The organism is Rothia sp. HMSC064F07, assembly GCF_001837265.1.
Taxonomy (GTDB): Bacteria; Actinomycetota; Actinomycetes; order Actinomycetales; family Micrococcaceae; genus Rothia; species Rothia mucilaginosa.
The window spans coordinates 37,122-49,481 of record NZ_KV831918.1 but is presented as its reverse complement, the minus strand read 5'-3'; the positions used below and the strand labels follow the sequence as shown (position 1 = coordinate 49,481).

Annotated in this window: 11 protein-coding genes, 1 tRNA gene and 1 other RNA gene; 9 read left to right on the top strand and 4 right to left on the bottom strand. The window is 60.4% G+C overall.

Annotated elements, in window-relative coordinates; genetic code table 11:
• Window positions 1-101 precede the first annotated feature (101 nt).
• From ffs to HMPREF2712_RS00210, 3 genes are all read left to right on the top strand, one after another.
• Window positions 102-198, top strand: an RNA gene (ffs, locus tag HMPREF2712_RS00220) — signal recognition particle sRNA small type.
• Window positions 199-473: 275 nt separating this feature from the next.
• Window positions 474-559: transfer RNA gene (locus HMPREF2712_RS00215), tRNA-Ser, on the top strand.
• 122 nt (window positions 560-681) lie between these two features.
• Window positions 682-1,005: a type II toxin-antitoxin system VapB family antitoxin gene (locus HMPREF2712_RS00210; RefSeq protein WP_005507186.1), complete on the top strand. Its 324-nt coding sequence runs from the start codon at window positions 682-684 to the stop codon at window positions 1,003-1,005.
• 125 nt (window positions 1,006-1,130) lie between these two features.
• Here HMPREF2712_RS00210 and HMPREF2712_RS00205 read toward each other — a convergent pair whose 3' ends face one another.
• Together HMPREF2712_RS00205 and HMPREF2712_RS00200 are read right to left on the bottom strand one after the other, a co-directional pair.
• Window positions 1,131-1,826: a TetR/AcrR family transcriptional regulator gene (locus tag HMPREF2712_RS00205; protein ID WP_005509262.1), complete on the bottom strand. Its 696-nt coding sequence runs from the start codon at window positions 1,824-1,826 to the stop codon at window positions 1,131-1,133.
• 109 nt (window positions 1,827-1,935) lie between these two features.
• Complete coding sequence (locus HMPREF2712_RS00200) at window positions 1,936-2,988, bottom strand: alpha/beta hydrolase family protein (protein ID WP_070818958.1); 1,053 nt, start codon at window positions 2,986-2,988, stop codon at window positions 1,936-1,938.
• Window positions 2,989-3,222: 234 nt separating this feature from the next.
• Here HMPREF2712_RS00200 and HMPREF2712_RS00195 point away from each other — a divergent pair, with 234 nt between their 5' ends.
• The 6 genes from HMPREF2712_RS00195 to HMPREF2712_RS00170 all read left to right on the top strand — a co-directional run bounded on the left by HMPREF2712_RS00195 (window position 3,223) and on the right by HMPREF2712_RS00170 (window position 10,356).
• Complete coding sequence (locus HMPREF2712_RS00195; protein WP_070818957.1) at window positions 3,223-3,951, top strand: queuosine precursor transporter; 729 nt, start codon at window positions 3,223-3,225, stop codon at window positions 3,949-3,951.
• A gap of 107 nt (window positions 3,952-4,058) precedes the next feature.
• The gene (locus HMPREF2712_RS00190; protein ID WP_070818956.1) at window positions 4,059-5,513 is read left to right on the top strand and encodes an amino acid permease; all 1,455 of its coding nucleotides are present in this window, start codon (window positions 4,059-4,061) and stop codon (window positions 5,511-5,513) included.
• Window positions 5,514-5,745: 232 nt separating this feature from the next.
• On the top strand, window positions 5,746-7,251 hold the full coding sequence (locus tag HMPREF2712_RS00185) for an amino acid permease (protein ID WP_049353410.1): 1,506 nt from the start codon (window positions 5,746-5,748) through the stop codon (window positions 7,249-7,251).
• A 379-nt stretch (window positions 7,252-7,630) separates the two neighbouring features.
• Window positions 7,631-8,155, top strand: coding sequence for an acyl-CoA thioesterase (locus HMPREF2712_RS00180; protein ID WP_070818955.1), 525 nt, complete (start codon window positions 7,631-7,633; stop codon window positions 8,153-8,155).
• Between the two features lie 101 nt (window positions 8,156-8,256).
• Window positions 8,257-9,375, top strand: coding sequence for a phosphoglycerol transferase (locus HMPREF2712_RS00175; protein ID WP_070818954.1), 1,119 nt, complete (start codon window positions 8,257-8,259; stop codon window positions 9,373-9,375).
• Between the two features lie 267 nt (window positions 9,376-9,642).
• Window positions 9,643-10,356, top strand: coding sequence for a hypothetical protein (locus HMPREF2712_RS00170; RefSeq protein ID WP_070629179.1), 714 nt, complete (start codon window positions 9,643-9,645; stop codon window positions 10,354-10,356).
• Between the two features lie 147 nt (window positions 10,357-10,503).
• Here HMPREF2712_RS00170 and HMPREF2712_RS00165 read toward each other — a convergent pair whose 3' ends face one another.
• Window positions 10,504-11,013 carry an SRPBCC family protein gene (locus tag HMPREF2712_RS00165; protein WP_005507177.1) on the bottom strand — a complete coding sequence of 170 codons (510 nt, stop codon included), beginning with the start codon at window positions 11,011-11,013 and terminating at the stop codon, window positions 10,504-10,506.
• Window positions 11,014-11,045: 32 nt separating this feature from the next.
• Window positions 11,046-12,356, bottom strand: a complete 1,311-nt coding sequence (gene tgt / locus HMPREF2712_RS00160) for a tRNA guanosine(34) transglycosylase Tgt (RefSeq protein ID WP_070818953.1) — start codon at window positions 12,354-12,356, stop codon at window positions 11,046-11,048.
• Window positions 12,357-12,360 lie beyond the last annotated feature (4 nt).

Genomic DNA, 12,360 nt, shown 5'->3' with positions numbered 1-12,360 from the left:
CATGACACCTACCATGGATGCTTGCCCGGGTGGCAAGTACGCCCACAGAAATACCGCGGACGCACCGAATTCCCAAGAACCCAAAAATCCGGTACACTGGTTCTTGCCTCTTACGTGGCGTTATCTTGGAAAACTCCCCCAGGACCGGAAGGTAGCAAGGGTATTCGAGCTATGACGGGTGCGTAGGAGGTCTTTTTTTACCCAAAATCGGCTACCTGATACTCGTGCACCCGTCATATGCACTGCGTGCCCGCTCCGCTGGCGCTCCGCGGCTTCGGATCCGGATTTGATTCTTCGCGCGCTCAGAATCCGGATCCTCAGCGGTTGCGTAGGAGGTTTTTCATGCCCAAAAACAGGGGCACAAGCATCCACAAATGTGCTTTCTGTTACTTTTCCCATTCGGGGCTTGCGTGCTTCGCAAAAGCGTAGTAAAGTTTTATTTGTTGCCTACGCAATGCGTAGAAAACATAGCTGGAGGATTCGCCTAGCGGCCTATGGCGCACGCCTGGAACGCGTGTTGGGTTAACAGCCCTCGGGGGTTCAAATCCCCCATCCTCCGCAACCGATCCCCGGTCTTAGATTCTAAGACCGGGGATTTTTTATGCCCCTTGGTACTATTTCTTCAGAACCCCACGGTTACACGTGCCGCCGAGGCGCCCCATACCTGCAGAAAGCACCACCATGATCTTCAAAAAAGTAGGCGACAGCCGCCCCTACCCCCAACACGGCATGACCCATGCCGACTGGGGAGGAATCCCGCCGCAGCAGGTACGCCTCGACACCCTCATCACCACCCAAAAAACCCTCAACCTCGAGACCCTACTCGCCGAAGACTCCACCTTCTACGGTGACCTCTTCCCGCACGTGGTCAAATGGGGCGGCGAACTCTACCTCGAAGACGGCGTGCACCGCGCGCTACGTAACGCCCTGCATCGCCGCGCCGTCATGTACGCGCGCGTACTGGACCTGGACTCCATCTCACCGGCGCTACTGCCCGGCGCGTAAAAACCCACCCGAATACAGAAAAAGCCGCGGACCGATGCGAAGAAGCATCAGGTCCGCGGCATTTTTGTGACGTATAACTGAGCTACGTTCCGCGGTTCAGGTTCCACGGTTCAGAGGTGCCACGCTTAGGATGCGACCTTCAGGCCCGCCTCCTGCACCGGGGATTGCTCCGGCAGGGACTCCTCGGAATCCAGGCGAACCGGGTTGCCCTCGGCGTCAAAACGCGCGCCCAGGCCCATCTGAATAAAACGGATAGTATTCAGAATCTGACGCTCGCGGGTCTCCTCATCCGGTGCATCCTCGGCGCGACCGGCGCTTGAGGAGAGGGAACCGTGTACGAGCATCGCCAGTTCGCGAATGTCGTTCTTCGGAATGTAGTTCTCGGCAATGGCGGCAGAAAGAATATGAGCCAGCACCATCTGTAGCTCGTGAACGTGCTTGCCGAGCTTCGCGTAGGACTCGGGGGAGAGCATGGAGCGCATCGCAGGGCCCGGAGGCAGGTGACGGCGCGCCAGGTCGTTGATCTGCAAGCGAATGTAGACCGCGAGCTGGTCAATCGGGTTTTCGATGCCCTCCAGGCCGACGCGCAACTCGTTGAGGAAGCGTTCGGTCTCGTCCAGGGCGTAGGCGACCAGTAGTTCGCCCATGTCGGCAAAGTAGTTGTAGACCGCGGTGCGACCGATGCCGGCGTTCTTGGCGACGTCGGTCATGGTCAGGCCGGAGAGGCCGCGGTTGTAGAGGATCTCGCCGAAGGAGTTGAGGATGGCGCGCTTGGTGTTTTCGCGCTGGGCGGCGTTGGTTGCTGCAGAAATACGAGGCATAGTGACACTCTACCCTAATACGTCAGCAAATGACGAATTTATCGAATGTGTCACCAAGAAATTTGCCCAATCCATGCAAATTTTCACAAATATGACAGAACGACCGGCACTATAAGAAGCCCAAACGCGTAGCAGTCGCCAAATCAGCACCCACCAACAAGGCAATCGGATACCCCGTATGGCCACGCCCAGGAGTCACCTGCAAAAGAGTTCGCGCACCCAACCCCTCATAGAACGCGCTACCCTCCTGCGCCGCAATCCGCGCCGACCAGCTACCCTCAGAACTCGTCGCCATCCGCCGACGACCCGACGGCGAACGCCCATCCAGCACACCCACATGCCAGCTCATCAACAGATGCGCATGCGAAGAAGGATTCAGCGCAGCCCGCTCACGCACCCGAGCCGGCACACCGTCGGCACCGCCGCCACCGATGAAGGTCGCGCCGCCTCCACGAATCCACTCAATATCGTGTGACAGCAGCTCGTAGCTGAGGAACTCGGCGCCACCCGAATAGCCCGCAAGCCAGATACGGCTCGTATCCACCCCGTACGCCAGGGCAATCTCCTCAATGAGGGCGCGAACCATCCTACCGTTTGAGCGGGCGCGAACCCACCAGTTGTAGGTCAGCGGAGGCGCATAAGAATCACCATCGGTCAGGCGCGGCTCCCGCAGACTACCCGGCGACAGCACCGGCACCGACAGCATATTGAACTCAGCCGCCACCTGCGCCAGCTCGGCACGCAGGGGGGAAGTTCGGCGCAACAGGCGGCTACCGGCACGCGAGAGATGATCACCATCAAAATAGAACAGCACACCGGGCGCAGACTCAGAATCGGTCAGAAGATACAGGTTATCGACCCGATAGTAGATATTGCGCCCGCGATGCGTAAACGATCGGTAACCGAGCAGCTCAGACGAAGCCAGAAGCACTGGCTCTAGCAGGGAAGCTCCGGTGCGCACGGCCTGCGCCGCATAGGTGAACAGCGGATGCAGACGCGGAATATGCGCGCTCAGCCGCCGCTGGTTACGGTGCCGCCGCCTCCGCACCTGCTGTGAAGAACCCCGTACCGACCGCCGAAGCGAGGCGCGTAGCGCACGCCCCGCCCCCAGCAGGGATACCACCTGCTCAGTGCGGTGAATTCCGTGGCCCAGATTCTTCATACATTTATTGTAAATGTGCGGTCAGGAAGGCTGGCGGGGTGGTCATGAGCGTCCACACTCTTGAACGAAGCCCGTAAACCTGCCGCCGCCACGGCATATAGGTACTATTAGATAGGCTCGGGTGGCAGACGAGCCGGTGAGTAGCGCCCTGCATAGTGCACTCACCCACCACACGTGAGGGCTCGTACCTTGCGTGAAGAAACACATCGCATGAAGAAAGACTTGGGGAAAGTAATGGCTAAACCCGTTAGCGAATCTAAGGCTCAGACGAGCACCGTCAAGGTGCCCTGGGCTGGTCGCCGCGGCTACTTTGATCTGCTGCTGGGCGCATCCTGCGTCATCCTGATCATTTCGAATATTGGTGCAACTAAGGGCGTGGAGTTCGGTCCGCTGCCCTTCGAACTGCCCCTCATTGGTAACACCATCGTCACCGACGGTGGTTTCTTCCTTTTCCCTCTCGCCTACGTTATTGGCGACCTTCTTTCTGAGGTGTACGGCTTCAAGCGTGCCCGCCGCGCGATTGTGTCGTCCTTCGCCGCGGCTGCTTTTGCCGCCCTGTGCTTCCTGCTGATCGTGCACCTGCCCGCTGCGAGCTTCTACACCGGCCAGGAGGCGTTCGCGCAGGTTCTCGGCCCGGTCTGGCAGATTTTTGCGGGTTCCCTGCTCGGTTACCTCTTCGGTCAGACCCTGAACGCATGGGTCATGGTGGCAATGAAGAAGGCAAGCAAGGGCCGTTTCCTGTGGCTGCGCATGATCGTCTCCACCCTGGTCGGTGAGCTGCTCGATACCGTCATCTTCTGCTCCATTGCGGCACCGGTGCTCGGCATCGACACCATGGAAGCATTCATCAACTACGTACTGATCGGCTATATCTACAAGTGCCTGGTCGAGGTGATCCTCATGCCGATCAGCTACCCGATCATCGGTTGGTTCAAGCGTCACGAACTCGAGTACGTGGCATAAGCTAACCTCCTGACAGCTGATGTGCAGAGCCGCCCGGCCTAATGACCGGGCGGCATTGCCATTTCAGCTTTATCCAATACACAGCATGTCTAAGAAAGAGATACGTTATGTCTAAACTGCAGGGGAACACCCCCGAGCAGTCGGAGAAGAACGACTCGTTGAATCGTTCCCTCTCCCACGGCCAGTTGACCATGATTGCGATGGGCTTGGCGCTGGGTACGGGCCTGTTCCTGGGCTCCTCCTCCGCCATTAAAATTGCGGGCCCCGGCGCAATCCTCTCTTACGCTATTGGTTCGATGATTGCGGCAACCATTGCTGCGTGTGCGGGCGAAATGTCCGTGCGTCACCCCGTCCAGGGCGGTTTCGGCACCATTGCGAGCCGATACCTGAACCCCTTTAGCGGCTATCTGACTCGCTGGGCGTATTGGGCATGCACCGTGCCGCTGGCTGGTGCTGAGCTGGTGGCGGTTGGCCACTACATGGCGTACTGGTTCCCGGATGTTCCCCTGGCTGTGTTTGTTGCTCTCTTCGGCGCGATTATTCTGGTGCTGAACCTGGTGAGCGTGAAGTCCTTCGGTGCCCTGGAGTTCATGCTCTCTTCGATTAAGGTTTCTGCCGTCATCGTGTTCATGGTGATTGGTCTACTGCTGGTGTTCGTGGGTCTGCCCGGTCACGCCGCGGCGGGTACCGCAAACCTCGTGAACGACGGTGGCTTCCTGCCCAACGGCCCGGCATCCATCTGGATTTCGATGGCTGTTGTCATGTTCTCCTTCGGCGGTGTGGAAATGATTTCCCTCTCCGCAGCGGAGGCGAAGGACCCGGCACGCTCGGTGGCAACCAGCGTGAAGGCAATGATTTGGCGCCTGTCCACCTTCTACGTGGTGTCCATGGCAATTATTCTGTGCCTGGTGCCCTGGCAGACCGCCGCACAGAACTCGGAGCTGACCGAGTCGCCGTTCGTGCTGGTCTTCTCCGAGCTGGGTATCCCCTTCGCGGCGGACATCATGAACTTTGTGGTGCTCGTTGCTGCGCTCTCTGGCGCTAACGCCTCCCTGTACGCGGCAACCCGCCTGCTGCATGCCCTGGGCTCCGACCGTATGGCTCCCGCAGTGGCTGCCCGCACCTCCTCGCGCGGCGTACCGGTCGTGGCTCTGCTCATCTCCTTCACCGGCGTTGTCGTGGCAACCGTGATGGCTGTTGCCAAGATTGGCGACATCTTTGCCCTGCTCATGGCACTGGTGACCCTGTGCATCCTGATCGTGTGGATCATGATTCTGCTGACCTACCAGGCGTACAAGAAGGACCAGAAGGACGCCTCCTCCTTCACCGTGCTGGGTGGCCGCGTCACCGCAGGTCTGGCTCTGGCGGGTGTTCTGGCGACCCTGGCGGCAATGTTCATGCTGCCCGGCTCGGGTGTCCAGGAATCCATCATGGTCGGTATCGTCTTCTTCGTGCTGATTTCTATTGGCTACGCCATCTCGTCGAAGGTTCAGGGCGGTTATGAGCGCCCCGACCTGGACGCTATGCACGCCGACGAGAACACCAGCGCGGCACAGCACTAAATAGCGTGAAAGCCTCGCGAGGCTAAAACATAAAAGGCACCGGATGGGTGAGCACCCCCGTTCGGTGCCTTTTCGCTTCTGTGTTCTAGACGGCGCCGTTCTGAGCGATGTGAGTGTGCCCGTAGAATAGTTAACTATTCGTACCCGTCAACGAGGCTAGAAGCCGCAGAAGCCGGGTGCGAGCACACATTGCACATCACGCCCCTAAGGCGTACTGACGGAAGGCACCTTCGTGTCCCACAACGACGATACCCGCAGCCACGCTGCAGCGGGGACCGCCGGATCGCGCACCCTGAAGCGTTCTCTGTCCCACGGACAGATGACCATGATTGTGATGGGTTCCGCGCTCGGTACGGGCCTCTTCTTGGGTTCGGGCACCGCCATTGCGATGGCTGGTCCCGCGGTCATTCTCACCTACGCTATTGGTTCTGCGCTCGCTTCGGTGATTGGCGCGGCAACCGGTGAAATGGCGGTTCGCTACCCTGTCCGTGGCGGTTTCGGTACTATTGCTACCCGCTACCTGGGCCCCTTCGCGGGCTTTTTGACTCGCATCGCATATTGGACGGCGACCGTTCTGATTGCTGGCGTTGAGCTGGTGTCGGTGGCGACTTACCTGAATTATTGGTGGCCGCAGCTTCCGCTGTGGGCGGGTATTGCCGCGTTTGGTGTGGCGCTGATTGTGCTGAACCTGACCAGCGTGAAGTCTTTCGGCATGCTGGAGTTCTTCCTGTCTTCGATTAAGGTCATTTCGATTATTGCCTTCCTGCTGGTGGGCCTGTGCCTGATTTTCTTCGGCCTGCCCGGTCACGCTGCGGTGGGTACCGCGAACCTCTTCAACGACGGCGGTTTCATGCCGAACGGCCTCCAGTCGGTGTGGCTGTCGCTGGCTGTGGTGATGTTCTCCTTCGGTGGTATTGAGATGATCTCGATCTCTGCTGCGGAGGCGAAGGACCCCTCCCGTTCGGTGCGTTCCTCGGCGAAGGCGATGATGGTTCGTTTGGCGACCTTCTACGTGCTGGCGGTCCTGATTGTTGTGGCTGTTATTCCATGGCGTTCGGCATCGGGTCTGGGCGACGCTGTGGAGGCATCCCCGTTCGTTCTGGTCTTTGAACAGCTTGGTGTTCACGGTGTGGCACACTTCGTGAACTTTGTGGTGCTGATTGCGGCACTGTCGAGTGCGAACGCGAACTTGTACGCGGGCGCGCGTCTGCTGCACTCGTTGGCGGCTGACGGTATGGCGCCTCGCCAGCTGGCTCAGGTGAACCGTGCCGGCGTTCCGGCTCGTGCGGTGTGGCTGTCGACCAGCGGCATGGTCATTGCTATTCTGCTGGCGCTGTACAGCCCGAAGGAAGCGTTCCTCTCCATGATTTTTGTGATTATGGTGTGCGCGCTGACCGTGTGGGTTCTGATTCTGTTTGCTTACATCGTGTACAAGCGTGTTGAGCCTGCAACCAATGGTTTCCGCCTGTGGGGTGGCCAGTTCACCGCGGCGGTTGGCGTTCTGCTGCTCTTCGCGGTGTGGGTTGCGCTCTTCATGGTGCGCGGTTCCATGGTTCCGGCAATTGTGGGTGTGGGCTACTTTGTGGTGCTGAGCCTGCTGTACTTTGCTCGTATCCGCCACACTCACGTGATTGATGAGCAGACCTTCGTGGAGGCTCAGCAGGCAACTGCCGAGTATGACGCCATGAAGTACGACGCTGATCATGCCCTGGAGACTGCGGCTAAGCTGGGCCGCTAGAAGCTGGGCTACTAGATTCTGTGGTTCTGGGCTCTGGGGATTTTGTTCCCTGAGACCTTGAGCGGGGTAGCCCGCGGCTATTGTGGGTAATAAACGAAAAATACGGAAAATTTCTGGAATTCCTCGTAATAAAACCGTAAAAATGCAGTTGGCCCTCAGAGTGGGGTATATCATAGACAGTGAACCGTATGATCTTGTATGCGTTCAAATGTCTGTGTGTTGGATGAGGCTCGAAAGCATCGTAGCTTTCGAGCCTCATCGCTTTAACTACCAAATATATTTCTAGCACCCGAATCATCATCAGCTGATTCATTTGCTGTACCTTGCGGATTCGTACGAATAGCCGCCTCACAGTGGTGGGGCGAGTAGAGTTAAAACCATGCAAAGCCACGAAAAGAACCGCGAAAACACCCCCGAAAAGACCCCCGCCTCTGAGGCCGGTACCACCGACGAACTGCTGGTGCACGTACCCGCACGCTGGGGCGATATGGACGCCTACGGTCACGTCAACAACGTTGCTATCCTCTCGGTCATGGAAGAAGCCCGTGTGGCGCTCTTCGGCCCGCCTCCGTCGTCTGGTGAGAAGCCTGCCGTGGCACCGCAGCCTCCGATTCCGCTTTTCGACCTGGTTGCCGAGGGCGTGCAGGCGCTTATTGCCGAGCACGGCATCCGCTACCTGGCTCAGCTGCCCTACACCGGTGAGCCCGTGCCGGTGCGCCTGAGCGTGGAGAAGGTCAGCGCCGCATCCGTGCGGATTGGCTACTCGATTCTCTCCCCGGTGGACGGCCGCGAATGTGTGCGTGCCTTCACCGTGCTGGCGTTCTGGGATTCCGTGGCGGGGCGTTTGACCCGTCTGAGCCCCGAGCAGCGTGAGCTGTTGAGCTCCTACTTGCCGCAGAAGTAGAGGCGCTCCGCTGTAATAAAACGGCATTGAACGGGGATAAGCGTATGCTTTAAATACCTTCTGCAAAGGGTGCAAAAGGTTCATTCCTGGGAGAGATAACGATGTCGTTCCACCACACTCAGGCAGACCCCACCGGTTGGGGTCGCCGCACGATGCGCGCCACCGGATGCGCCGCCGCCCTGCTCCTCGCTCTGACCGGCTGCTTCGGCGGTTCTCAGAGCGAAAACTCCTCGTCGACCCCCAGCGCCTCCAGTACGGCTAACCACTCGAAGTACCCGCTTCCTTCCTCCACCGCGTCCCCGACGCCGACGAAGAAGACCGAGCCGACCGTCACCGAGACTCAGGCACCCGCCCCCAGCGAGAGCGCCGAGGCGAAGGCGTCCGAGTCCTCCGCACCCGCTGAAGCGAAGGCAACCCCCGTCGCGGCAGCGACCCCCACCGGTGACACTCCCCGCGCGCCCGAAAAAGTGGAGGCCGAGCGCGCCTCCGCCGGTGAGCGCTGCGGACACATCGGACGCAAGGGTTATCTGAAGACCGGTGCGGAAATCATGGTGCTGCGCGGTACCGTGGACTGCGCCCATGCTCTGGATGTGCTGACCGAGTACGTCACCACCCCGCGTGCCGACGACAACACGACCCAGCACCAGGGAGCGAAGGTTCAGGACGCCACCTGCTACTGGAACCCGCAGCACATGCCTGAGGAACGCCTCGCAGACCGCGGCGCCCCCGAATGCACCATCGGTGAGGATGTCGCCTTTGTGGCTCGCCTGGACAATCCGGATGCACCCCAGATTCCCTTCCTCATGGAGCCCTCCTACTACGATTCTGGTGCCGGCTACTACCGTTTCAAGAGCGATGACGAGCGCACCCTCTGCGAGCTGAACCCCGCGGATGGAACCCTGGTGTGCGAGCGCCGCACCGGCGAGCAGACCGGTGACGGTAACGGTGCGGTCGGTCGTACTTTTGCCGGTCCGGTGGAGGTGACTCGCATGAACTTCCTGACCGGCGCCAGCGAGGTGAATACCGTGAATGAGTCCTCGGTTCTGCACGGGGAGACCACCACCGCAAACACAAAGATGATGCACACCTGGGATGTGGTGACTGTACCCGCTGCTGATGGTAATCAGCTGACCTGTTTCGGCGAGATTGAGAATAGCTCGATAAGCTGCCATGACGGAAACGGGCACACTATTCTGGTGCGTGGCAGGCACGAAGGCTAAGCGCCCGCGTCAGAATTATTGAGTTGTTAACGAGCTATCAATGAGTTGTGAATAGCTAAGGAGGGGCTCCCCGCACTGCCGGGGAGCCCCCTCTTACTCTGCCCCTCTTATTGCGTTCCTCGTCTTGCGTTCTTCCCGCTGCGCCCCCTACCCGCTGTGCCCTAGCGGGGGCACCCTGCGGGTTCCTAAGATGCCGTATAGCTAGCTCACAGGTAGCGTCTTTAGAATACTGATAGGAACCCGAACCGATGACGCAGAAAGGTCACCATGCATCCGGCACAGAAGCACCAGACTTCTATCCAGGCTCGTTCTACTACCCTCCGCACCGCTAAGCGCTACAGCCCCGTAGCACTCGGTGCCACGCTGCTGCTGGCGCTGTCGGCATGCTCCGGAGGCGCAACCACCGCCTCCCCGAGCGCTACCGTAGTCCCTAGCCCCAGCGCTACGAGCGCGAAAGCAACCGCCAGCCCCACCCGCACCGCAACGGTCACTGAAAGCACCCCGACTGCCGGTACCGTGCACACCCCCACCGTAGCGGCTACCGTGAGCCCCGGAACCATCACCACCGCAAGCCCCACGGCGACCGCACAGGCGAGCGCGGCGTCGAGCCCTTCCGCATCGGCTAAGGCGAATACTTCGGCGAGTGCAGTGGCGAAGGCGTCGAGCACCGCAAGCCTGTCCAGCTCGGATGTTCAGTCTGCGGGCGGTAGCTGCGGCAGCATGGACGCTACCGGCTACCTGAAGCACAACGCTACGGTTCAGGTGGCTTCCGGCGCGGTGGATTGCCTGTTTGCGCGTGAGTTGATCCGCCAGTTTGTGGTGCAGAACCCCGCCGAGGTGACCGATAAGGCGAATGGTGAGCGTACCGTCATGTCGGCGCGTTGCTACTGGAAGCCGGGCGACGGTGCGAATCGTGCGACCCCCGAGTGCGTGTCCCTGGATGGTGGCAGCACCGTCATTACCGTGAAGCTGACCAACTAGTTTACGACTCCCACCCGGCAGGGCACACCCCAGAAGGAACACCCCCGCAAGGCACGGGTGTTAAACACAAGCGCCGCGTTGACGAATGATTCGTCAACGCGGCGCTTTCTGTCTCGAAGCTATCTCAAGCAGCTGGCGCGGCGGGTTTTAGAGCTCTCCGCGGGCACGGGCGGCGAGCACGTCATCCAGGCGGGCGAAGGTCGAACGCCAGGTGGTGCGCACCTCCTCGTGGACCGAGGCGGGCATGGGACCGATCTCAATGACGATGCGGGTACCGGAACCCACGCCGTCGGCGGTAATCACGGTTTCGGGGAAGAAACGGTGACGCTGGTACACCAGCACGCTACCGGGGTTGCCCAGGTGGTCGGGCAGCTGCTCGGCGTACTCAAGCTCCTTGAACGGTTCAATGCTCAAAAAGCGGCTCTGCAGAATACAGGACACCGAGGGGTCAACCTCGTTGATCATGGACAGGCGCTGCATGCCGCCGACGACGGGCTCCACGACAACGTCGGTGGGGCGCACGTGCCAGCCGGCGGGGCCGTACCAGCGGACCAGCAGTTCGGGGTCCAGGTAGGCGCCGAAGACGTCCTCGACCGGTGCGGCGATCTCGTGGTCGAAGACGAGAAGCTCCTCATCGGGAACATGAGTGATGCTCATAGGGTTCTCCTTACGCGGGTTGAAGAGCGGGATTAGGGCTTCTTGCCGGAGTAGTAGTTGCCGAGGAATTCGTCACGGTACTCGAAGTAGGTGCCGTCCTTGATGGCCTCGCGGGCGTCGTCCACCATGCGCACGATGAAACGCTCATTATGGATGGAGGCGAGGGTCGCCGCCAGACGTTCGTCTGCCTTGAAGAGGTGACGCAGGTAGGCGCGGGTGTAGTGGGTGCAGGTGTAGCAGTCGCAGCCCTCGTAGATGGGCGAGAAGTCCGCCTTGAAGCGTGCGTTGGTGATGTTGTAGCGGCCGGTGGGGGAGTAGACGGCGGCGTTGCGTGCCACGCGGGTGGGGGAGACGCAGTCGAAGGTGTCCACACCGTTCTCGATGCCGACGAAGATGTCGTCGGGTTCGGAGATGCCGAGCAGGTGGCGGGGCTTGGATTCGGGCAGCTCTTCGGCGCACCAGCGCACGATGGTGCCGAGGTTTTCCTTCTCGAGCGCGCCACCGATGCCGAAACCGTCAAAGGGCATGGAGCCGAGGTCCTGGCATGCCTTGCGGCGCAGGTCCTCGTACTGGGCGCCCTGAATCACGCCGAACAGCGCCTGGTAGGGCTTGCCCACGCGCTCTGCGGTCAGTCGCTGGTGCTCAGCGATGCAGCGCAGCGCCCACAGGCGGGTGCGTTCGAGAGCCTCCTCCTGGTAGCCGCGGGAGTTGTAGAGGGTGGTCAGCTCGTCGAAGGCGAACATGACGTCGGCACCAATCTGGTGCTGAACCTGCATGGACACCTCGGGGGTGAAGCGGTGAATCGAGCCGTCAATATGCGACTTGAAGTTTACGCCGTCGTCGTCAATGTGAGCGAGGCGTTCCTTGCCCTTCGCCACGTCGTCGTCGCCGAGGGGGCGGCCGTCGGCGCCCTTAGCGCCCGCGACGGTACCCATGTCGATAACCTTTTTGAATCCGGAACCCAAGCTCATGACCTGGAAGCCGCCGGAGTCGGTGAAGGTGGGGCCGTCCCAGTTCATGAACGCACCCAGGCCGCCTGCCGCGTCGAGGATTTCGGGGCCGGGCTGCAGGTACAGGTGGTAGGCGTTGGAGAGCAGAGCCTGAGCGCCGAGTTCCTTCATGGATTCGGGTAGGACCGCCTTGACGGTTGCCTTGGTGCCCACGGGGGTGAAAGCGGGGGTCTGGATCTGTCCGTGCGGGGTGGTGATGACACCGGCGCGTCCGCGGAACTGTCCGCCGTTGGCTTCTACACGTTCAGCGCTGGGGGAGGCGGTGTCCGCCAGGCGGCTGGTGATGGTGAAGCCAAAGTCCTCGGTAGGGAAAGAATTATCTAGAACGCTCATTCTT